Source organism: Gilliamella sp. X-57, assembly GCF_057063565.1.
In genome coordinates this window covers 77428-101711 of record NZ_JBXSQI010000002.1, presented here as the reverse complement: position 1 = coordinate 101711, position 24284 = coordinate 77428, and the positions used below count along the sequence as shown (strand labels likewise).

General features: G+C 36.7%; 18 protein-coding genes and 1 CRISPR repeat array. Of the genes, 7 read left to right on the top strand and 11 right to left on the bottom strand.

Annotated features, from left to right (window positions below):
• Positions 1-331: 331 nt before the first annotated feature.
• The 6 genes from ACYIAL_RS01690 to purH all read right to left on the bottom strand — a co-directional run bounded on the left by ACYIAL_RS01690 (position 332) and on the right by purH (position 10278).
• A complete protein-coding gene (locus ACYIAL_RS01690) occupies positions 332-829 on the bottom strand; it encodes a hypothetical protein (RefSeq protein ID WP_483750800.1) in 498 nt (165 codons plus the stop codon).
• A 106-nt stretch (positions 830-935) separates the two neighbouring features.
• Positions 936-1430 (bottom strand): hypothetical protein, encoded by a 495-nt coding sequence (locus ACYIAL_RS01685; protein ID WP_483750799.1) that lies wholly within the window; start codon positions 1428-1430, stop codon positions 936-938.
• 1428 nt (positions 1431-2858) lie between these two features.
• Positions 2859-3620 carry a 23S rRNA (guanosine(2251)-2'-O)-methyltransferase RlmB gene (gene rlmB, locus ACYIAL_RS01680; RefSeq protein WP_483750798.1) on the bottom strand — a complete coding sequence of 254 codons (762 nt, stop codon included), beginning with the start codon at positions 3618-3620 and terminating at the stop codon, positions 2859-2861.
• A 7-nt stretch (positions 3621-3627) separates the two neighbouring features.
• The gene (gene rnr / locus ACYIAL_RS01675; RefSeq protein ID WP_483750797.1) at positions 3628-6045 is read right to left on the bottom strand and encodes a ribonuclease R; all 2418 of its coding nucleotides are present in this window, start codon (positions 6043-6045) and stop codon (positions 3628-3630) included.
• 484 nt (positions 6046-6529) lie between these two features.
• Positions 6530-7097: direct repeats of the CRISPR family, unit length 28 nt; unit sequence TTTCTAAACCGCCTATACGGCGTTAAAG.
• Between the two features lie 237 nt (positions 7098-7334).
• Entirely contained in the window at positions 7335-8624 is a 1290-nt protein-coding gene (gene purD, locus ACYIAL_RS01670; protein WP_174797644.1) for a phosphoribosylamine--glycine ligase, read from the bottom strand.
• Positions 8625-8685: 61 nt separating this feature from the next.
• Positions 8686-10278, bottom strand: a complete 1593-nt coding sequence (gene purH / locus ACYIAL_RS01665) for a bifunctional phosphoribosylaminoimidazolecarboxamide formyltransferase/IMP cyclohydrolase (RefSeq protein ID WP_483750796.1) — start codon at positions 10276-10278, stop codon at positions 8686-8688.
• A 487-nt stretch (positions 10279-10765) separates the two neighbouring features.
• On the opposite strand from purH, the gene ACYIAL_RS01660 reads away from it, so the two are divergent.
• Both ACYIAL_RS01660 and ACYIAL_RS01655 read left to right on the top strand, forming a co-directional pair.
• Positions 10766-11269, top strand: a complete 504-nt coding sequence (locus ACYIAL_RS01660) for a CbrC family protein (RefSeq protein WP_174797642.1) — start codon at positions 10766-10768, stop codon at positions 11267-11269.
• Between the two features lie 108 nt (positions 11270-11377).
• Positions 11378-12250 (top strand): hypothetical protein, encoded by an 873-nt coding sequence (locus tag ACYIAL_RS01655; protein WP_174797641.1) that lies wholly within the window; start codon positions 11378-11380, stop codon positions 12248-12250.
• A 135-nt stretch (positions 12251-12385) separates the two neighbouring features.
• Here ACYIAL_RS01655 and ACYIAL_RS01650 read toward each other — a convergent pair whose 3' ends face one another.
• Complete coding sequence (locus ACYIAL_RS01650; RefSeq protein ID WP_174797632.1) at positions 12386-13312, bottom strand: L-lactate dehydrogenase; 927 nt, start codon at positions 13310-13312, stop codon at positions 12386-12388.
• A gap of 205 nt (positions 13313-13517) precedes the next feature.
• Here ACYIAL_RS01650 and ACYIAL_RS01645 point away from each other — a divergent pair, with 205 nt between their 5' ends.
• The 5 genes from ACYIAL_RS01645 to ACYIAL_RS01625 all read left to right on the top strand — a co-directional run bounded on the left by ACYIAL_RS01645 (position 13518) and on the right by ACYIAL_RS01625 (position 19435).
• A complete protein-coding gene (locus ACYIAL_RS01645) occupies positions 13518-15527 on the top strand; it encodes an autotransporter outer membrane beta-barrel domain-containing protein (protein ID WP_483750795.1) in 2010 nt (669 codons plus the stop codon).
• 460 nt (positions 15528-15987) lie between these two features.
• Positions 15988-16839, top strand: coding sequence for a metal ABC transporter substrate-binding protein (locus ACYIAL_RS01640; RefSeq protein ID WP_238786558.1), 852 nt, complete (start codon positions 15988-15990; stop codon positions 16837-16839).
• Complete coding sequence (locus ACYIAL_RS01635) at positions 16839-17729, top strand: manganese/iron ABC transporter ATP-binding protein (protein WP_174797629.1); 891 nt, start codon at positions 16839-16841, stop codon at positions 17727-17729. The genes ACYIAL_RS01640 and ACYIAL_RS01635 overlap by 1 nt, the downstream gene beginning before the upstream one ends.
• Before the next feature lie 6 nt (positions 17730-17735).
• Positions 17736-18602 (top strand): metal ABC transporter permease, encoded by an 867-nt coding sequence (locus ACYIAL_RS01630; RefSeq protein WP_174797628.1) that lies wholly within the window; start codon positions 17736-17738, stop codon positions 18600-18602.
• The gene (locus ACYIAL_RS01625; protein WP_483748284.1) at positions 18599-19435 is read left to right on the top strand and encodes a metal ABC transporter permease; all 837 of its coding nucleotides are present in this window, start codon (positions 18599-18601) and stop codon (positions 19433-19435) included. Before ACYIAL_RS01630 ends, ACYIAL_RS01625 begins: the two co-directional genes overlap by 4 nt.
• Before the next feature lie 121 nt (positions 19436-19556).
• Here ACYIAL_RS01625 and dnaB read toward each other — a convergent pair whose 3' ends face one another.
• The 4 genes from dnaB to ACYIAL_RS01605 all read right to left on the bottom strand — a co-directional run bounded on the left by dnaB (position 19557) and on the right by ACYIAL_RS01605 (position 24159).
• Complete coding sequence (gene dnaB, locus ACYIAL_RS01620; RefSeq protein ID WP_075508148.1) at positions 19557-20981, bottom strand: replicative DNA helicase; 1425 nt, start codon at positions 20979-20981, stop codon at positions 19557-19559.
• Between the two features lie 48 nt (positions 20982-21029).
• On the bottom strand, positions 21030-21821 hold the full coding sequence (gene truA, locus ACYIAL_RS01615) for a tRNA pseudouridine(38-40) synthase TruA (RefSeq protein ID WP_174797626.1): 792 nt from the start codon (positions 21819-21821) through the stop codon (positions 21030-21032).
• Positions 21808-22827 carry an aspartate-semialdehyde dehydrogenase gene (locus ACYIAL_RS01610; RefSeq protein WP_483750794.1) on the bottom strand — a complete coding sequence of 340 codons (1020 nt, stop codon included), beginning with the start codon at positions 22825-22827 and terminating at the stop codon, positions 21808-21810. The genes truA and ACYIAL_RS01610 overlap by 14 nt, the downstream gene beginning before the upstream one ends.
• Before the next feature lie 321 nt (positions 22828-23148).
• Positions 23149-24159, bottom strand: a complete 1011-nt coding sequence (locus ACYIAL_RS01605; RefSeq protein ID WP_483750793.1) for a hypothetical protein — start codon at positions 24157-24159, stop codon at positions 23149-23151.
• Between the last annotated feature and the right edge of the window lie 125 nt (positions 24160-24284).

Genomic DNA, 24284 nt, shown 5'->3' with positions numbered 1-24284 from the left:
AATAATTGATCACAAACAATATTAATGTATATTTTAGCTACTATTTTTCGGTTTCAATTAACCTAAGCTTTGATTGAGTAATATATTATTTTAGTACAATATTTGAATGCTATTGAAGCGTACGTCTATATTTGGGAGGGAATAAATAGAGTTGAATTTAGAACATTTCAGAGAATGGTTGTTTTTATATCTAATTGTTGTATTAAATCACGTAATCCATTGGCATCCTTGACCTTAAATAATAGTTTTTCCGCTTCCTCTTTAGCCAATCCCACCATATTGGCCTATTCCTCCGGTATAATAATTGATTATGTTGTTAGCTTACAAAATACTAAAAATTAAACTTAAAAAATGATTTCTCATTAGCTTCCATATCTCTAAGTCCACTACATTTATAGACAGTTAACGCCTCTTTTAAAATGGTTAATAAATCTGCCTTCGACATACTAGGTAAACTACTCGGGGTCATTGATACAATGTTCCAAGCAAATTGTATCGGATATAAGTCAGTAGATACTGACTCACTAGGATCCAAATCGCTAGAGTCCAAAATAAACTCAATATTCTGGCCATTAATATGCAGGATAAATACCTCCTTACTAGTTGGTTCAGGTATACCCGAAGGACTATCATAATTATGCACATAACCGCAACTAAATAACCAATATCCTCGTGCTTTATCCACACACCAAGCGTGTTGGTGAACGTCAAAACTGTTTAATAGGTTTGGCATTTTATGATTAGGCCAGATATTGTACTTATTCCATAAATTATCTAAATCATATTTTTGGGCATCTTCGTCTGAGACATAGGCATTGACAAATGGCATGAGTTATTCCTTAGTTCAATTGTGTTAAATAAGTTTGGATTGTTTTATATAAAAATAATAAGCTGAATTACAAATAAAATTGATTATCTTGTTAGCTTACAAAATACTAAAAATTAAATTTAAAAAATGATTTATCATTAGCTTCCATATTTCTAAGTCCACTACATTTATAGACAGTTAACGCCTCTTTTAAAATGGTTAATAAATCCACCTTCGACATAGTAGGCAAACAACTGGGATTCATTGACACAATTTCCCAAGCAAATTGTATCGGATATAAGTCAGTAGATACTGACTCACTAGGATCCAAATCACTAGAGTCCAAAATAAACTCAATATTCTGGCCATTCACATGCAGGATAAATACCTCCTTACTCGTTGGTTCAGGTCTATCAGAAGGACCTTCATAATTCCGCGCATAATTACAATAAAATAACCAATACCCTCGTTCCTTATCCAAACACCAAGCGTGTTGGTGAACGTCAAAACTGTTCAACACTTCAGGCATATGAATGAACCAAGGATTGTACTTATTCCATAAATTATCTAAATCATATTTTTTAGCATCTTCGTCCGAGACATAGGCATTGACAAATGGCATGAGTCACTCCTTAATTCAATTGTGTTAAATAAGTTTGGATTATTTTATATAAAATATAAAAAGAGATAAGCAAAATTATAAATAAGATAAATGGCTTGTAAATAAACAAAAACAGATTATAAATATTAATTGTCAGTAAATAATTTGATTAAATAATTGTTATGATTTGATCAATAATTACGCTATAGCAATGTTGATATATGTTTTAGCTACTACCCCTTATGTGATATTTGAGTTTCATTATTACCAATAAGCGTAAACATTCTTGTTGAATCTAACACCTTTATTACCCACTGTTGAAATTAAAGAAAACTGCCTTTGAATTAAAGATTGATTAATTTCTTGGAGTTCATTGTGAATAGTTCGCGCACTAATTTGATACTCTTCCGACAACATCTAGGCGGCGATCGAATAGTCGATAGAAATAAATTTTTTAAATAACTCAATGGTTCTTGTTCGCATAAGCTTATTCGCCTATTGACTTCATAAATTAAGTATAGATGAAAGAATATAAATAAGACATTTTACCGAAAATCGCTTCAACTTTTGTTTTCTATTCTTTGAATCTTCGCATATTTGCTGATGATGCCACATTGACATTAAAGCGCGACTCTCTTTCGGCTTTCGCATTCGTTTGTTGGCGGGCGGGTTTGGTGAGTGTTTGATTGATCTGACGGTTATCACACGTTTTAATAAATAGATACTGCAAATTCGTAATTAATCACGAAACGGTATAGAATCCTGAATATTTTTTACAAAAATATAACCTAAAAGTGAACACCACATCTTTATTAAAGTCGCTATCGCTTTCAGCTTTCCCATGCATTTAAGGGTAAGCGGTTTTGTGAATATTTGATTGATACGATAGTTATCACACGTTTTAATAAATAGATACTGTAAATTCACAATTAATTACGAAACGGTATAGAATCCTGAATATTTTTTACAAAAATATAATCTAAAAAGTGAACAACAAGGTAAATACCTAGCTTATTTTCGTATTTTATATTCAATAAATTTTTCAACATTCACCAGACATTCAATGTTGTAATTGATAGTTTTATAACATTCTTTCTTATTGGTTAAGGAGCGAATAGCTTCAATCAAGCTTTGTCTAGCATGTTATCAATAGTTAGATGGTGACTATAAAGGGTTTAGTCCAACTAGTTGCGGTTATCTTTTTTGTGATATAAGCGCTAGATCGCTTGTCGGTGATAACGTGTTAGTTTGTTTTTTTTATGTATATTTATTGCTGTAGTTTCTCAAATGACTGTAAACAATGCGAGTAATTCCTACAAATAAAGATAAGCAAGCTAAAATGAGAATGCTGTTATTATGTTAGTCAATTCTATGACATGCCTAGCAAAATTACTTATAGAATTAGGCATAACCGTATTGAGATAACCAATACGGTTATGACCATTGAGATTAGGTTTTGATGGCTGATTTTTGCCGAACAATTTCAAATAAACAAACACCAGTTGCTACCGACACATTAAGTGATGACACAATGCCAGCCATGGGGATGCTCACTAATTCATCACAATGTTCTTTTGTTAAACGGCGCATCCCTTCACCTTCCGCACCCATCACCAAAGCAAGTGGAGTCGCTGTTGATGTTTTATAAAAATCAGTTTGATAAAGCGTTCTATCTGCCTCGCCAGTAGTCCCCACAATCCAAACTTGATATTCATCTTGTAACATTCGCATCGTGCGTGCCAAATTGGTCACTCTAACCACCGGTACACTTTCAGCTGCACCACACGCTACTTTTTGTGCGGTGGAATTAAGGGGTGCTGAGCGATCTTTTGGCACTATAATAAAATCCACACCCGCGGCATCAGCGGTTCTTATGCAAGCGCCTAAATTATGCGGATCGGTCACACCATCTAAAATTAAGATAACGGGGTTTGGCTGCTCTTCCATAAGTAAAGGAATATCATTTTCTTGATAACCTCGACTTGGTTTAACCATGGCTAAAATACCTTGATGTACCCCATTTTTAGATTTTTCATCTAACCATTGGCGATTAGCGATTTTGACTGGCAAGCCAAGTTGCTCTAATTGACGCACAACGGCGATAAGGCGTTTATCTTCACGCCCTTTAATAATAAATACTTCAATAATTCTTTCTGGCGAACGCGCTAATAATGCTTCAATGGCGTGCAGGCCATAAACTGTTTCACTCATTTATTTGCTACTCTTTTGTTTTATTAACTGATTTTGGTTTCGATTTGCTACGTTTTTTACTTTTTGCTTTCACTTCAACTTTCGTGTTTTGTTTAGCGCTTGATTTAGCCTTCTTTTTGTTACTTGGCTTAGCACTACTTTCGCTAGTTGATTTTTTGCGTTTTCGCTTAAGCGGCAAATCAACATGCTGATCGGTTTGAGATTGTTTAGATTTCTCTTTTGCTGTTTTACCTTGGCGTTTTGGCTTATTATTACTGCCAACCAGTGAAAAATCAATTTTACGTTCTTCTGGATTAACATTATCCACTTTTACTTGCACTTTATCGCCTAAACGATAAGTAAAACGTGTATTTTCACCAATTAAACGATTGTGCGAAGCATCAAAAATATAATAGTCGTTTTCTAACGAGGAAACATGCACTAAACCATCAATGAAAAAATCGTCTAATCGAACAAAGAAACCAAAATTAACCACGCTTGAAATCGTACCGTTAAATACTTCACCGACATGATCTTGCATATAATCACATTTGAGCCAATCAACTACATCACGCACGGCTTCGTCAGCACGCCGTTCGGTCATTGAACAATGTTCACCAAAATAGAGCATTTCGCTGGTGGTATAGCAATGTCCGCCAGTCTTACTAGTTTTTTGCTGTTGGTCAGCTAAAATCCATTTAATCGCTCGATGTAATAACAAATCTGGGTAACGACGAATTGGCGAGGTAAAGTGCGCATATTCCTCAAGCGCTAAACCAAAATGCCCCCGATTTTCAGGATCATAAATGGCTTGCTTCATGGAGCGTAAAATTACCGTTTGCAACATATCATGATCAGGACGCGTTTCAACCACCGTCATTAATTCGGCGATATCTTTCGGTTTTGGACTAGCGCCACCACCCAGCGATAAGCCAAGTTCACTTAATACGCTGCGCAGATTGCTCATTCGATCTTCATCTGGCCGGTCATGCACGCGGAATAATGATGGCACTTGCGCATCAATCACTAATTTTGCAGCCGAAACATTGGCTAAAATCATACACTCTTCAATAATTTTATGTGCGACATTACGTTGCGCAAGCTCAATACTTTCGATACGTTTATCGGCATTAAAAATAAATTTTGGCTCATCTGATTCAAACCCTATCGCACCGCGTGCAATCCGTGCATTATCAAGCACTTTATATAATCCATACAGATTCTCAAGATGTGGCACTAACTCTTGGTAATGTTGACGTAGCGCTTTATCACCCTCTAAAATTTTAGCTACTTTAGTATAGGTTAATCTGGCATGTGAATTCATCACCGCTTCGTAAAACTCATATCCTGTTAATCGCCCTTTGTTCGACACGGTCATTTCGCAAACTAAACATAAACGATCAACTTGTGGATTTAACGAACAAAGTCCATTAGATAATACTTCGGGAAGCATTGGTACAACTCGTGATGGAAAGTAAACCGATGTACCACGCAAGCAGGCTTCTTTATCTAAGGCTTTATCAGGCCTAACATAATAACTTACATCGGCAATCGCCACCCATAAACGATAGCCCCCACCACGGTTTTTTTGGCAATAAACCGCATCATCAAAGTCCCGCGCATCTTCACCATCAATAGTAACTAAAGGTAATTGACGCAGATCTTTTCGACCTTTTTTAGCACTTTCTGGCACTTGCTCGGTGAATTTGCTCATCTCTTTTTCAACAGCTTGTGGCAATTCATAAGGAATTTCGTGGTTTCGCAGTGCAATATCAATCGCCAAATTAGTCCCCATGATCTCACCAAGCACTTCTTTTATGATGCCAACGGCTTTTTGACGACGTTCCGGACGTTGCTGTAACTCAACCACTACCACCGTTCCCATACGAACCGTGCGATCAGGTTTGCCAGCAATTAAAATATCAAAGTTTAAACGGCTGTCATCAGGCACAACAAAACCAACGCCTTGCTCAACAAAATATCGCCCAACAATTTGATTATTGCGCGGTTCTAAAATGCGTACAACCCGTGCTTCCATTTTTCCACGGTATTTAGTGCCCATTGGCTGCGCTAAGATCACATCACCTTGTAAAACTTTTTTCATTTGCTCTGGCGATAAAAAATAGTCTTCAAGACGCCCTTCAACGCGTAAGAAACCAAATCCATCACGATGCGCAATTACACTGCCTTTAACCATATCGAATTTTTCAGGTAAGGCATAACATTTACGGCGCGTAAACACAACTTGCCCGTCACGCTCCATAGCCCGCAAGCGGCGATGTAACGCCACTTTTTGTTCTTCATCTTTAATAGCAACAGCTTGGGCAATTTTTTCTAAACTTGCCGGTTTTGCTTCTTGTTTAAGGTAATCTAAAATAAGCTCACGGCTAGCAATAGGGGAATCATACTTCTCAGCTTCGCGATCAAAAAATGGATCTTTTATCATAAGGGATATCCTGTGACTAATATTAGCGCTAGCATAACATAGAGTGCTATAACTTAAAATGAAGATTCAATTTATAAACAAGCGTCAAAGAGTTGTTAATCTATTTTAAAGTAGGATTGTGTCAGTATTCGATACTAGACTTAAAAAACAATAAGAATCAAAATCCCAAATAATGAGAACGTTTTTGGCCAAATCTCCTAAAAACCCCCTCGCAAGGCTGTAGAATGTGACCTTTGACTGCCCAGCGCAATTACTCGTATCATTCTGATACTCGCCTCTTCGAGGCCATCTTCGCTTTGCTTAGATGTTCGAATTTATTCCAAACAAATTTGGCTCTCGGCAAAGCATAGCCTAACCAAACATCCTTGTTTAGCGTGCTAACTCACTATATTAGCGTCATATTCTGACACCGGAATAAGACAAACAATATAGCCAATTATTTTGGGAAGTTATTTTGTTTTTATAATTATCTTGATGATTTTATTTTAATTACCGCGTATACGGCGTTAAAGATCACGAAATATCAATACTCGCAGCAGAGGCATTTCTAAACCGCCTATACGGCGTTAAAGATATGTAATAACGCTCTGTTGCTTGCATCGCTTTTCTAAACCGCCTATACGGCGTTAAAGGCGCAATGACGAGCCATGTTAATTTCGAACGTTTTCTAAACCGCCTATACGGCGTTAAAGATGGCGGTTTAACGCTACATTAATTTCCATCATTTCTAAACCGCCTATACGGCGTTAAAGGTAAAGATTAAAATTAGTGGAGAAAAAGGGGATTTCTAAACCGCCTATACGGCGTTAAAGTATTGGTTAGTTGGCATGGGTGTTGGGATGATTTTCTAAACCGCCTATACGGCGTTAAAGATCAATACAATCAGCAAATTTTTGTTTACAATTTTCTAAACCGCCTATACGGCGTTAAAGAACGGGCGGCGGTTTAGTCATGGCCGCAAAAATTTCTAAACCGCCTATACGGCGTTAAAGTGGCTAGCACGGGCTGAATTAGACGGGGATCGTTTCTAAACCGCCTATACGGCGTTAAAGTAGAACTTAAGATTCGATAAGTCCTGCTGTATAAAGATAAACGACAATTTCATCTTTGAAAACCCTTTTTTTGAGCTATTTGTTAATATACTGATTTTATTTAATTTTAAATTATCGTTAAAAAAAGGGTTGGCAGAGGTTTTAATTGAAAAAATTCTTAAAAAAATAAATCAATACGTTTTCTGACTGATTTTTAGATAGTAGTTGGTTGTTTTTTCAAAAAACAACCAATCACCGCTATTTGTTTTGTTCCCGCTCAATCGCACGATAACCAATGTCTTTACGATAAAAACAGCCATGCCAATAAATATCTTTTATTTGCTCATAAGTACGCTGTTGCGCTTCAAGTATTGTATTGCCTAATGCGGTAACGCATAGCACACGCCCGCCATTGGTGTAAATGCGACCTTTTTCTAAACTGGTACCCGCATGGAAAATTTTGCAATCTTCGGTTGATTCTGTCGGTAGTCCAAGGATCACATCTTGGGTATTATACTCACCTGGGTAACCGCCTGCTGCTAGGACTACTCCTAATGCAGGTCTTGGATCCCATTTTGATTTTACGGTATCTAATTTGCCATCAAGCGCAGCCAAACAGAGTTTGACTAGATCCGATTGCATTCGCATCATTATTGGTTGTGTTTCGGGATCGCCAAATCGGCAATTAAACTCAATAACTTTTGGATTACCTTCTTTATCAATCATTACACCCGCATATAAAAAGCCAACATAAACATTGCCTTCTTGCGCCATGCCATTGATCGTCGGGTAGATGATTTCATCCATTATTCGTTTAAAAACAGCATCACTCACCACTGGTGCTGGCGAATATGCCCCCATACCACCAGTATTTAATCCTGTATCACCATCACCAACTCGTTTATGATCTTGGCTTGTTGCCATGGGTTCGACATTTTTGCCATCCACCATGACAATAAAGCTGGCTTCTTCACCATCAAGAAACTCTTCAATCACTACTCGGTGACCAGCATCACCAAAGGCATTACCAGCTAGCATATCACGGACAGCGTCTTCGGCTTCTTTCACTGTCATAGCAACAATTACCCCTTTACCAGCGGCTAGCCCATCAGCCTTAATCACAATCGGTGCACCCTTTTCACGAATATAGGCAATGGCTGGAGCAACTTCGGTAAAGTTTTGATATTCTGCGGTGGGGATTTTGTGGCGAGCTAAGAAGTCTTTAGTAAAGGCTTTTGACCCTTCAAGTTGTGCAGCGGCTTTAGTTGGTCCAAAGATTTTTAATCCCGCTTTTTGGAAACTATCAACAATGCCAATTACTAACGGGGCTTCGGGCCCCACTATAGTTAAATCGATTTGTTCTTGCTGAGCAAAACTAAGCAGACCACTTACGTCGGTAGCTTTGATGTTGATATTTTCTAAGCTAGGCTCTAGGGAAGTACCGGCATTGCCTGGCGCAACAAAGACTTTAGAAACCAATGGTGATTGTGCAATTTTCCAAGCAAGTGCATGTTCGCGCCCACCATTACCAATGACTAAAACTTTCATAAAAGATCCTTTAATGATGTCTTTTTAATAATAAACAAGGTCGCCCTATTAAGGTCTAAAATTAGTGCCTAAAATGGCGCATATGCGTAAATATCATTGCAATATTGTGTTCATTGGCCGCTTGGATCACTTCGTCATCACGAATCGATCCACCGGGCTGAATTACACAAGTGACGCCTGCTGCGGCAGCGGCATCGATCCCATCTCTAAATGGGAAAAACGCATCTGATGCAACAACAGAACCAGCAACGTCTAGATTTTCGTCTTGCGCTTTAATGCCAGCGATTTTTGCGGAATAAACTCGGCTCATTTGCCCTGCACCAATACCAATTGTCATGTTATCTTTTGCATAAACAATGGCATTTGATTTAACAAATTTAGCCACTTTCCAACAAAATAGCGCATCAGAAAGCTCTTGGTCGGTTGGCTTACGTTTGGTGACTACCGTTAATGCATCTGGCGATATCATGCCTAAATCACGATCTTGCACTAACAAACCACCATTGACACGTTTAAAATCTAAACTTGCTGACGCTGATGTTGACCACTCACCACATTCAAGCACGCGCACATTTTTTTTAGCTTGAATGATGATCAGTGCTTCTTGACTAACTGAAGGTGCAATAATCACTTCAACAAATTGTTTATCAACAATCGCTTGAGCAGTTTTAGCATCTAACGCTCTATTAAACGCAATAATGCCACCAAAAGCTGAAGTGGGGTCGGTTTTAAAGGCTTTTTCATAAGCGTTTAAAATGTTATCGCTAACGGCAACACCACAAGGGTTGGCATGTTTTACAATCACACAAGCGGGCTCGTCAAATGATTTTACGCATTCAAGTGCAGCATCAGTATCAGCAATATTATTATAAGAAAGCGCTTTACCTTGCAGTTGCTTTGCCGTTGCAATCGAGGCTTCTTTGACATCTTGTTCAACATAAAAAGCCGCTTGTTGATGGGCGTTTTCGCCGTAACGCATATTCTGTTTTTTAATAAATTGTAGATTTAACGTTCTAGGAAACTCGCCCGATGGCTCATTGGTTTCGCCCATATAAGGGGGGACTAATTGCCCAAAATAGTTGGCAATCATGCCGTCATATTTAGCCGTATGTTCAAAGGCTTTTATAGCAAGGTTAAAACGATATTCAAAAGAAAGGGAATTTTGGTTATCATCCATCATGTTAATGATATTGGCATAATCATCACAATCAACCACAATGGTAACATCTTTATGATTTTTGGCAGCAGATCGCACCATCGTTGGGCCACCAATATCAATATTTTCAACGGCGTCTTCTAACGTGCAATTGGCTTTAGCAACCGTTTGTGCAAATGGGTAAAGATTGACAACCACCATATCGATTGGCGTAATTTGATGTTGTTGCATCACGTCATCATCAATCCCTCGTCGCCCTAAAATGGCGCCATGAATTTTGGGATGTAACGTTTTAACTCGCCCATCCATCATTTCAGGAAATCCGGTATAGTCAGAAACTTCCGTTACCGGTATCTGGTTTTCCATTAACAATTTTGCCGTCCTCCCTGTTGAAAGAAGTTCCACATTTCGTTCTGATAAGGCTTTGGCAAACTCTAAAATACCGGTTTTATCGGACACACTAAGTAAAGCACGGCGGATAGGACGAAACTGCTGCATGAGAGGGCTCCGAAGTTAATATCTAAAATCTTAGTTATTGGGTCAACATTATATATAAATTCAAATTAGATGTTTAGCATTAACTTGTTAAAAATGATCGAAACAGTTAAATGATAAAGTTTTACGTTAATTACAGAATATATATTTTGAGGGTAGATAACTCCCTGTTAACTTTTTTCATTTTTTGTTTTCTATAAAAATAGATTGCATCACCGCCATAATCATCAACCCAGAATGATAAACTATGATTATGAGGAACGTCATAAGATAATCGTTGTCTATTCCTGATGAATAATAACTAACAATGGTAAATTGCTAATATCCTATTTTTCATAAATAACCTTAGTATACGGTTTAAACGTCTGTTTCCACAATAATCAGTTAGATAAAATCATTAATTAACATGCTGTAATATTTTATCATTTTGTATCAAACTCACTTAAATTATATAATAATAATTACTATTATAATATTGAAGGAATTTAAGATGTGCCTGCCTACGTTTAAATATCATCCAAATGCATATCAACTCGATATTTTTGTTAATGAAGAGGGGATTTGTTCCGTTTGTAATCAAAAACGAACAATAAAATATAATTTGGTACCTTATTGTGTTGAAGATCCTGATTATATCTGCCCATGGTGTATTGCCGATGGGTCGGCTGCAGAAAAATATCAGGGTCAATTCAATGATAATTATGGTGTAGAAGATGTCCCGCCCGAAATGTTAGACGAAATAGTATTAAAAACCCCAAGTTATTCATCATGGCAACAAGAAGTTTGGTTATCACATTGTAATGAACCTTGTGCTTTTATTGGTTATGTTGGTGCCAAAGATATTGAACCCTATTTTGATGAAATCTTAGATGACATCCAAGACTATCCCGATGAATTGATAAAATCGTCTTTATCGAAAGACGGGGCGCTTGTTGGTTATTTGTTTGAGTGTGTGCAATGTGCTAAAAAAAGGTTGCATGTTGATTGTGATTGATTTTAATAACTCTATACAGAGTATCGATTTAATATGCAAAATTAAAATAAGAAATAATAGTGTGCAATATCCCACTGATAAAAGGAAATAACAAGGAAAACTACAACCATGAAAAAAATACCATTGTTATTAACTATATTGTTGTTTAGTTGGTTTAATACTAATTATACGTTCGCTAATACTCAAACTGCATCATCTCAATATAAACATAGAGAGCATTTTGCCACTTTTGATGATTTTTACCAAAGTTTACCTGTGTTATCTATGCCGTTTGATACTCATTCGCTACCTAAAGGTAAATTTGTAGATAGCAAATTTTTTCATTTTGATGATGATGATTATCAATATTATGATAATCCCCTAGATAAAGAACGACGTTATTTTACATTAAAAGATCTCACCGCTATTGGTCGTTTTGAAATCAATAATATTCGATTTGTACTCTATAGTTTTACCTTTGATAGTGAAGGTGAAGGCATTATGGAGGATTTAACCATACTCAATGCCTTCGATGAAAACGGAAAATATTTAGATGCGCTTATTTTGTCAGCTAAAACTGGGCATGAAGATCATTTGTTCTTTTATTCATCTTTAGTGCTTAATAATTTATTTTATGTGCATATCAATGCCAATTATGAACTAGGTTATTTTATTGATGTCAAAGATAATCATTATGATTATGAAAAGAATGCAAAGTTAACTTACCAGTTTAAAAACAATCAATTCTGGCGAGAAGAACATACGCCAAACTGCCAAACCCTTGACCTTAAAGGCTATTTAAACAACCTCGATAAAAAGCAGTTTGCAGACATTGCCGATGTTGCTGCTTTTAATGATTATATTGCTTGCTATCCCGTATCTGAGCATCTTAATACATATAAAAAAATTGCCGGCTATATCAGAGATACCCGTTACCATTTTTTAAGTGATGCAGAGTATCATCAACTTAAAAACCAACTTAAAATCATCTTAGAAGATTAGCCGTTATACTCCAAAACTATTTCTTCTATGATAGTAATAAAAACCTTGTTCGTGGCGTATTGTGCATACAATGACGCCACCAATGGATAACGCTAGGTTAGTGCGCCAATTGAGCAATAATAAAAACAACTTGTACTACGGTAATTTGATATGATCAATATAGCCTTTAACAATATTAATACTTTTTTCAAATAGCTGTTTTTCGCTTTCGGTAAAATCAAGCTCTATGATTTTTTTGATTCCATGTTGATCAAGAATCGCCGGTACACCAATAGCAACATATTTATAGCCATATTCTCCGTTTAAAATGCAACTGAGCGCTAATGCTCGGTGACTATTGGTGAATATATGTTGGCAGATTTCTGTGATAGTGCTGGCAATACCATATTCGGTGCAGTGTTTTCGATTCGCAATTTCAAAGCCCATTTTTCGAGCTTGGCTGCCCACTTCGTCAAAATCTATTTTGTTTTTTTGTAAATCATTTAAATTAATACCATAAACTGATGAATGAGACCAAACTGGAAACTGTGAATCACCATGTTCGCCCACAATAAAGGCGTCGATGCTTTGTGGTCCTATGTCCATTTTTTCGCCCAATAATCGACGTAATCGTACCGTATCAAGCCATACCCCTGTACCAATTACGCGATGACGCGGTAGCCCTGATAGTTTCCAGACTTGATATGTGATAGCGTCGCAAGGGTTGGTTGCAATTAAAAATATGCCTTTAAAACCATTTTTCATCATATTAGGTACTATGCTGGCAATAATTTTTGAGGTTCCTGCAAGCTCTTCGGCTCGGCTTTTTTGGGCAATGCCTGATGTAACGGTGATAATGGCAATATCTATGTCAGCGCAATCAGTCGATTCACGCAAGCTAACTTTGACCATATTTTGTCGATAAGCTGCGGCATCTAATAAATCTTGCGCATGTCCATAGGCTAGCTCTTTATTGAGGTCAACGAGTGTGATTTCTTCACAAATACCTCGGTTAACCAATGTATAGGCTGTTGTTGATCCAACATTACCCACGCCGATAATCATCACCTTTCGTAATTTCATACTAATCCCCCCCTATTTTATTTGGATTAAAAAGGAACTATTTATTTACCCTTATACTCTCGTTAATTAAAGATTCAAGTCAAAATGACTAATTAATGATATTGTTAAAAATCTATAAGGTAATAATCCTGTTGAGATTAATTATTGAACAATAATTGTTTTATTGTTAGACTGCCATTAATTATAGAAGAAAGGAAATTATTAGATGAAAAATAAAATAATTTTAGGATTATCCCTAGCCACACCATTAGTAGTAAATGCACTTGAGCTACAAGGAAATCAGACATATACAAATGAAGTTAATATTCCTGTTACTCACAATTTAAACAAAGTCAATGGGGAAATATCTTCAGGTATCTTTATATTTGCTAATAGCAATACTGTTTTTGAAAAAAATGTCACGATCAATATCCAAAGAGAAGCTAATCGCATAGAAGATGGCGTAACAATTGCAGGGCTAGATTCTTTTCCTTCAACTCCTTCTACATCTTCCACTATTTTTAATGGTGATCTTACAATTCATATGCAAGGACATGATTCTGATGCAATTTCTTTACTTGGAGATTCAACCATCATCGTTAATGGAAAAACAACATTAAGCGTTAACGATCGTGAATGGTCAGATACTATTTTTATTTCTGATGGAAATTTAACATTAAATGGCAAATCATTTATTGATGGTAATATTAGTTCTATTGAAAATGGGGTCTTAAGAATCAATAATAAATCAATAATTAATGGCGATATCGATGCAAGCTTTGGAGGAACAATTATATTAGATTTAGCCTCCGGTTCCAAAATTGTAGGTCGAGTGTCAGGATTTGGCGATCCAGATGATCCTAATAGTGGTAATCCTGATACCACTGGAGTTATAAAAATGAATCTTGCCAAAGGCGCTTCTTGGGAAATAACCGATGAAGATTCTTATCTTACCGAACTATCTGGACAAGGTTCGATAAAATTTGTTAATGATAATTCTAATGGTAACTATGTAGAGTTAACCATTGAGAATTTAAAAGGTGAATCAAGTTTTGATTTACGTACCGACATTGCTGCAGAGAAAAGCGATAAAATTATTATTTCAAAATCAGCTGACACAAACCGTCCCATATCCGCAGAGGGAACTCATACCCTAAATTTAACAAATAATGGAGCGTCTAATACCACAGGTAAAGAAAAATTAACTTTAGTCGAAATTGATAATAATGCCACAAGTACTGCTGAGTTTAAGACAAATCATAATGTTGAACTTGGTGGTTATCAATATTCCCTAAATAAAGAGGGTAACAATTATGTGTTAACAGCTCATCCTACTATTACTTCATCAGCAATGGCTAGTGCTGGGTTTCTTAACAGTAATTATTTAATGAGCTATATTGAAACCCAAACTTTACTCAAACGCCTTGGTGATATTCGAACAAGTGGACAGTTTGGTGATGTTTGGTTACGCGGTTTTTCTGGTAAGTTGGATTCATTTTCTGGCGGTAAATTAAGTAAATTTGATATGAGCTATCATGGATTTCAATTTGGTGCAGATAAACAGTTATCTGAAGACTCACCTTTTGTAGTCGGTGCTTTTGTTGGACAAACTTATGGTGATCCAGATTATCGCAAAGGGGACGGATCTTTAAAATCATTTAATACTGGTCTTTACGCAACTTATTTAAACAATGACGGATTTTATGTTGATGGTGTTGCCAAATATGCTCGTCAAAAAAATCACTTTAAGGTTAAAGATACAGCCAATAATCATGTTCAAGGAACAGGTCATACCAATGGACTTGGTTTATCTTTGGAGCTAGGTCAGAAATTTAAATTGAATGATTTTTATATTGAACCCCAATCTCAATTGTCTTACAGTCACCAAAATGCTACATCAATTAATGCTACCAACGGACTTAAAGTAAAATTAGGCAATTATAATTCGTTAATTGGTCGAGCATCTGCATTATTTGGATACGAGATCAATTCAGACAACAATAATATCAATATCTATGCTAAAACAGGAATTGTTAGAGAATTTAATGGTGATACTTACTATAAATTAAATACAAGTAAAGAAAAGCATTCATTCAAAGGCAATTGGTGGAATAATGGGGTAGGTATAACTGCACAGTTGAATCAACAACATAATATTTATTTGGATTTAGAAAGCTCACCGGGTAGCCGATTTGATTTATTACAAGTCAATGGAGGATATCGTTTTTCTTTCTAAATTAACGATTTACCAATAAAATTACTTTCACATTTCCCTAAAATCCATAAACCACATAGTTAAAAATATGTGGTTTATGCCAATTCATTTGATCATTTTTTTCTACTGTAACTATCATTTAAATAGATGGAATTAGCTACTATTTATTTTAGTTTTATATAAAATGAATTAAAGACATAACTAGGTAACCAGTTAATAGAAATAGTAAGTTTTAAAAAGGATTTGACTTTTATTTCTCAAATAATAATAATTATCATTAACGTTTAAGTTAATTGTTATTATGAATTAGTCATCATGTTTCATCATTACAAGTAATTAAATAAAAAAGATATTTTCTTGATTTGTTACGGCTAATCATTCGTGTCTCGCTATTTGATTATATGTTAAACGCAAGGAGTCGCTAATGAAGTTCAATTTTTTGAAAATTTTAAGCGCTATTTTAGCCTCGTTGATTATTTTAATGGGTGTGTGCGCATCTGCCCATGCGGTAGAAAAAAAATTTAAAGTGGTAACCACCTTTACCATTATTCAAGATATTGCGCAAAATGTTGCTGGTGATGCTGCTGATGTTGAGTCAATTACCAAAGTCGGGGCTGAAATTCATGAATACGATCCCACCCCCAAAGACATTACTAAAGTGCTTTCTGCCGATTTAGTATTATGGAATGGTCTTAATTTAGAACTTTGGTTTAAACGTTTTTTTGAAGACGTTAAAGATGTACCTTCGGTTGTCGTGACAGAGGGTATTGAGCCGATGCCAATTCAAGAAGGCAGTTATAAAGGTAACCCGAATCCGCATGCTTGGATGTCACCAACGTTGGCTTTAACTTATGTTGAAAATATCCGTGCAGCGTTTGTTAAATATGATCCGCAAAATGCCACGATCTATAATAAAAATGCAGCCGATTATATTGCTAAAATCAAAGCACTTGATGCACCATTACGTGAGCGTTTAGCTAAAATTCCTGAAGCCAAGCGTTGGTTAGTCACCAGTGAAGGTGCGTTTAGTTATTTGGCTCGTGACTATAATTTGAAAGAAGCTTACCTTTGGCCAATCAATGCTGAGCAACAAGGCACCCCTCAGCAAGTTAGGCATTTAATTGACTTAGTTAGAGCAAATGATATTCCTGTTATTTTTAGTGAGAGTACTATTTCAGATAAGCCCGCCAAACAAGTTAGTAAAGAAACCAATATTAAATATGGTGGCGTTTTATATGTCGATTCACTTTCAACTAAAGATGGCCCTGTACCCACTTATATTGATCTACTCAAAGTGACCGTTGAAACTATCGCTAAAGGATTTGAAAAATAATGACTCAAATTTGCTTGAATGTTGATGATATCACCGTGACTTATAATAATGGTCATACCGCAATTTATGATGCTAGCTTTCGCTTAAATGGTGGCACTATTTGCGCGTTAGTCGGCGTTAATGGTAGCGGTAAATCGACGTTATTTAAGAGCATTATGGGCATGGTTCGTCCAACTCGTGGTCATGTCACATTTAATGATATGTCAGTTAAGCAGACCTTAAAACAAAATATCATTGCCTATGTGCCACAAACCGAAGAAGTCGATTGGGATTTTCCTGTGCTCGTATCAGATGTGGTCATGATGGGGCGATATGGACATATGTCCTTTTTGCGTATTCCAAGTAAAGAAGATAAAAAACAGGTCGATCTTGCCCTTGAACGCGTTAATATGCTCGATTTTAAGCATCGTCAAATTGGTGAGCTATCAGGTGGGCAAAAAAAACGGGTATTTTTAGCTCGAGCGTTAGCTCAGCAAGGTAAAGTGCTGTTGTTAGATGAACCCTTTACTGGGGTTGATGTTAAAACGGAAAATGCCATTATTGATCTGTTGAAAGATCTGCGTAAAGAAGGCCATTTGATTTTAGTTTCAACTCATAACTTAGGTAGTGTGCCTGAATTTTGCGATCAAGTGGTATTAATTAATCAAACTGTTTTGGCCTTTGGTCCAACTAAAACAACCTTTACACCACAAAATTTAATGACTACCTTTGGTGGTGCGCTGCGTTATCTGAGTTTGTCGGGCGAACAATTGCACGATGATGAAGATCCTCGTAAAGTATCGATCTTAACCGATGATGAACGTGCTGCAATTTTTTATGGGGAAGGTAAGCATGACTCACCTCATCGAGATTTGCTAGTTAACCATCACGATAATGAACCAAAAGGGTAATAATAAATGGAACTGTTACTTGAACCATTCACCTACGGTTTTATGTTAAAAGCAATTTGGGTAAGTAGTATTGTGGGTGCTGCCTGTGCTTTTTTATCGGCTTTTTTAATGTTAAAAGGTTGGTCACTCATGGGCGATGCGCTTTCGCATTCTGTTGTGCCGGGAGTTGCAGGGGCTTATGCGTTGGGGGTGCCTTATTCTGTTGGTGCTTTTTTTACCGGATTACTCGCTGCACTGGCAATTACGCTCGTACGTGCCTTTACGCGATTAAAAGCAGATGCCATTATCGGTTTTATCTTTTCAACCTTTTTTGCTGTCGGTTTGTTAATTATTTCGCTCAATCCAACATCAATCAATGCGCAAACCATTATATTTGGTAATATTCTAGGGATTGATGATAGTGATATGTGGCAAGTGCAAATCATTATTTTGGTGTCATTTATATTACTTTTCTTTTTTTGGAAGGATTTGTTAGTCGTTTTTTTTGATGAAACCCATGCCCGATCCATTGGATTAAAACCACTACCATTAAAAATCCTATTTTTTACCATTTTAAGCGCCTGCACTGTTGCGGCACTGCAAACTGTTGGCGCCATTTTAGTAATTGCTATGGTTGTTACACCTGGTGCAACCGCTTACTTATTGACTAACCGATTTTCGCACTTATTGATTATTTCGGTGCTAATTGGCGCTGTAACAAGTGCTATTGGTGCTTGGATCAGTTACTTTTTAAATGGTGAAACTGGTGGCGTTATTGTTACGTTGCAAACGCTAATATTTATTGCTGCATTCTTATTTGCTCCGCAGCAAGGGTTAATTGTAAATCGCCTTAGGATCCGCCAAAGCCGTTTACATAAGGGGAGGCAGGTATGACAGAGTTTTGGGAATATATCTATTATCCGCTTACTCTTCCTCTTATTCAACGCGCAATCTTAGCTTCGTTAGCAACCGGTATTGTGTGTGCCCTACTATCTTGTTTTTTAGTGTTAAAAGGCTGGTCGTTAATGGGGGATGCGATTTCGCATGCGGTTTTACCCGGCATTGTGCTGGCATATGTAGCAGGTATCCCGATTATCATTGGTGCTTTTGCTTCAGGTCTATTTTGCTCGGTTGCAACAGGTTATATTAAAGAAAACAGTCGCATCAAAGAAGATACGGTCATGGGGATTGTGTTTTCAGGGATGTTTGCTTTCGGTTTAGTATTATTTTCTAAGGTGGATACGTCGCAACATTTAAATCATATTCTATTTGGTAGTGTGCTTGGCACCAGTTATGACGAGCTTAAACAGATCATCTTTATTGCTGTAATTGTGTCGCTTTTAATTATTATTAAACGCCGTGATCTGATGCTCTATTGCTTCGATCCTGTGCAGGCTAAAGTTGTAGGACTACCCGTTAAGTTACTACATTACGGTTTGTTGAGTGTTCTGGCTTTAACTATTGTAGGATCATTAAAAGTCGCTGGGATGATTTTAGTTATTGCGATGTTGATAGCACCGGGCATAACTGCTTTTTCGTTAAGTAAACGCTTTGAATGGATGTTAGTGATTGCCGTATTGGTTTCGACATTTTCAACGGTGATGGGAACCTTGATAAGTTACTATGTAGATGCGTCAACCAGCGCTTGTATCGTTATTTTACAAGCAACTCTTTTTTTATTTGCCCAAACTTATCTGTTTGTTGCTCACAAAAAAGTGCACCGTTAAAGTGATTTTTTTTCTACTATTGAAACCGCTTTTAAAACTGCTTTTTAATGGCGATAAAAAACAGCGTAAATAGAGTTGTAACCCTATTTACGCTGTTATTGATGCTTATTACTTTTAATTTTTACTCATCATCCAGATATTTACTGTTATCTGCATAATTATCAAAACGTGAAAACTGACCTTGGAATTTTAATCGTACTTTACCAATTGGACCGTTTCGTTGTTTTCCTAAAATGATTTCGGCAATACCTTTATGTTCAGATGCTTCGTTATACACCTCGTCACGATAGATAAACATAATCACATCGGCATCTTGTTCAATAGATCCCGATTCACGTAAATCTGAGTTAACCGGTCTTTTATCAGCACGTTGCTCTAAGCTACGGTTAAGCTGTGAAAGTGCAACAACAGGAATTTGTAACTCTTTCGCCAAGGCTTTTAGTGAGCGCGATATTTCGGCAATTTCTAATGTTCGGTTTTCAGAAATATTCGGCACACGCATTAATTGTAAGTAATCGACCATAATCATACTTAACCCTTTATGCTCACGATAAATACGTCTGGCTCTTGAGCGTAACTCCATTGGCGTTAAGCCTGATGAATCATCAATATAGATATTTTTCTTTTCCAGCAATAAGCCCATAGTGCTTGAAATTCTTGCCCAATCATCGTCTTGTAGTTGCCCTGTTCTAATTCGGGTTTGGTCAACACGCGAAAGTGACGCTAACATACGCATCATAATTTGTTCTGATGGCATTTCTAAGCTGAATATTAATACTGGCTTTTCTTGCTCTAGGGCAGCATTTTCACACAAATTCATGGCAAATGTGGTTTTACCCATTGATGGCCTTGCTGCAATAATAATTAAATCAGAACGCTGTAAACCAGCCGTTTTTTTATCTAAATCAATATAACCGGTTGAAACCCCTGTCACACCATCATGCGGGCGTTGGAACAATTCTTCGATCTTAGCTACCGTTGCTTCTAAGACTTCGGTAATACTTTTTGGGCCTTCGCCTTGTTTAGTCCGGCTTTCAGCAATTTGGAAGATTTTACTTTCCGCCAAGTCTAAAATTTCGGTACTATCGCGCCCTTCGGTGGCATAACAGTTATCAGCAATATCATTTGATGCGCTGATTAATTCCCGCAAAATCGCTTGTTGGCGAATAATATCGCTATAAGCAACAACATTAATCGCACTTGGCGTGTTTTTAGAAAGCTCCGCCAAATAAGCAAAACCACCTACATCGGCTAATAGGTCTTTACTTTCAAGACTTTCAGAAAGGGTAATTAAATCAATTGGTGTCCCTTTGCTGACCAAGGTATGCATTTCAGAAAAAATCAATTGATGATGACGTGAGTAAAAATCCCGCTCAGTGATCATTTCAGATACCGCATCCCAACGTTGATTATCAAGCATCAAGCTACCCAGTACCGCTTGTTCAGCTTCGATCGAGTGCGGTGGAAGCTTGATATTGTGCAGATTTGATTTTTTCGTATCTTGATTTTTATAATCTTTGTTTGTGCTTGTTCGATCAGTATTCATTACATTCATCTTTTGTTCTAAATTGAATTTATTGCTAAGCTACGTTGCTTATTTTAAAAATAATGGACCTAAACTCGGATCGGGTATTTGGTATTCGGATGGATAATCCACCTGAACTAAATATAATCCTTCTGGTTTTGCTGTTGCGGCAGCTTGCGTTCTGTCCTTAGCTTGCAAAAGTTCATCAATCCACTCTGGACGCTGATTACCCGCACCAACTTCAAGTAAACTCCCCACAATATTGCGTACCATATGGTGCACAAATGCATTGGCTTTAATATCAACAATAATATATGCACCTTGTCTTATCACTTCAATGTGATGAATATTACGCCAAGGCGTTCTTGATTGGCATTGAGCCGCTCGAAATGATGAAAAGTCGTTTTCACCTAATAAATACTGCGCAGCTTGGTGCATTAATATTTCGTTTAATGGCAAATAATAATGTGACACCCCTTTAGCTAAAATCGCAGGGCGATAGCGATGATTATAGATCACATAACGGTAACGTCGAGCTGTCGCACTAAACCTTGCATGAAAACTATCCTCAACTATTTGTGACCAGCGCACGGCAATATTATCAGGTAAATGCGAATTAACCCCCATTGTCCAAGCACTCGGTGAACGCGCAGCTTGGGTTTCAAAATGCACTACTTGTCCTGTCGCATGCACGCCAGCATCGGTTCGACCGGCGCAAAATACGTTGATTGGCGCATTAGCAATAATGGATAACGCAGATTCTAGCCGCTCTTGAATAGAATCGACAGATTGCTGGCGTTGCCAGCCAAAATAACCACTGCCATCATATTCAATACCCAGGGCAATTTTACAGGTAGTCATTAATCAGTATCTCAAGCGTCTCAATTAACATCAATGCCCCTAAATAACGGATATTATCGGCCACTGACCAAAATTGAATTTGTTCATAATGACCATAACTGTGTCTTAAATTCGCCAATTTTATAACCAAATTGTGTTCTGATTCGGTACTGACTTCGGTCACTGGCGTTGGCAAATTATCGCCTTGCACTTCAACACCAAATTCATCAAAGCGTGCCATATCTAATTCAATTGGCAAACTACTTGATACATTAATGGCTTGTGACACGCCATAAAACACGGGCACAATCACTGACTCGATAGAGACAGGAAGTTCATAATTACTCAATACTTTACGGATTTGATCAACTTGGGATTTTTCTCCGAGTATTGCATCGTGATGTTCGTGCGATACCGGTAATAGATTAAAAGCTAATTGCTTATCAAACAGTTGATTATCAACCGGCATACCATTTAACAAGCGAGCACTTTGCCCTGCCAGTTCATCCACGCCAGATTTGCCATACAATGATGCTGGGATAAAACTAGTCGCATGTAAATTTGTTAATAATTCCATATCAGTTAACGAAGCAACACAACGCAACAACTGACATACAGTGGCACTAGCAACGGCGATAATGTTTTCATTACGGTATTCGGTCAATACACTATTATTAACTTTAGGTACCACTAATGGAATATGATCTTGCTGAGCAAAATAACCACTTGCATCAATCACTATACACCCCGATTGTGCTGCGACTTGCGCATACTTTTCACTGGTTTTAGCATCAGCAACAAAAAAAGCAAAATGGCACTCGCTCCAGTCCATTTGTGTACTGTCAATCACTGTTAAATTTTTGCCAGCAAAACGAACAATTTCACCAGCACTGTTATCGCTACCTACTAGATAGAGATTTTCAATTTTTAGACTACCGTCTTGTAAACTACATTGCTGTAGCAACTCAACTAGCGCAGAGCCAACTTGGCCTGTCGCCCCCACAATAGCAATATTCCATGCAGACATATTTATAAACCCAATAAAAAATTTAGCGGTAATTATATCACTATATTGTCAAAGATAGCGGAAAAAGATACATGACAATAGCATTAGATGAATAGATTTTAATTGACTGTGATTCTGAACATTAAAACGATAAGCCATCATTAAGATGGCTTTGTTGATACTGAGCTTTTGATAATACTCGAAAATGAATTTAGCAGTTTACATTTTCACAGGTTATTTGACTATTCAAACAAATAAGAGAATTTTTTAGTCTTCACCAATAACGAATTATCTTTACTAATAAAATTTATACTTACTTATTATATTGATTGCCAAATAATACTAATTGGCTAACTCATCTTCCACGTGTTTGATTGCCTGCCGATGTTGATCAATTAAGCAAGTCAAAACTTTATCTAAATAAGGTTCAATATCACTTTCATAAATCGGCGCTGGTGTAATTAAACACGCTGTATTTATATTTTGTTCCAATGCCAGCAATGAATCTTGCTGTTGTTTTTTATTATCAAGCTGCTTTACTTTCTCTTTTAGCTGATCTTGATAATAACGATAGACTCTAAAATCAAGACTATAATCAGAAGATCCATTTTTAGCTGATTGATTAAACAGTGCAATGGACTCTTCTAATGTTAAACCATATTCAACAGCACCTTCGTGAAATTTAGTATTAAATTGGTTAGGATAAATAATTTGATAAGTTGCTTCTGGCATGTTAATTTGCATTTCTTTAAGCCCAAATTTCATATTACTCGAGTCAATATTGTAATGCTTCCATAATGTAGGAAACGTCCCTGACTCAGACTCAATCGGTTCTGATTTTATTGACAATAATGTGTAAATATCGCCACTTGGGGCAATATAGTAATGCTGATAGCCATTCCAAAGAGTAGGATTATTAGAAAAAGAGTTATTTGCTAAAAAAAGCTTATCAATTACCTGATTTTTGCTGATTAAAGATAACGTAATATCTCGCCCTGAATTAGGTAAATCTTCCTCGTTTTTATTCTTAGGATTAGTTGGGCTAATGCTTAATTTTAGTTGAAAATCATTACCATTATAGACAATAGGATCATCATCGATTAATTTATCTAACTGTTTAAAATCAAATTTCAAATTGTTGAGTGGGCAACGGCTATCATATTTTAGCTTTTCTTTTTTATCGAGTTGATGATATTCATCTTCGTTTCTAGCGCAATCTTGTTGCAATTGGTGCATATCAACACTCATAAAAAATGGTTCACCACAATATTTAGGGTTAATATCAAGTAATTGCCCCCAGGCACAATAACTAAACATAAATAAAATTGCACCCAATAAAAATTTCAGTTTCATATAAAATTCCTTTTATCCATTTTATTTTAGTATGGCTTGATTCTATCTTTTTTGTTAATAGAATAAAACACTAATCTGTATCTAAATTTTTAATAATCATTCTTTTATTCAAGTAAGTAGATCGT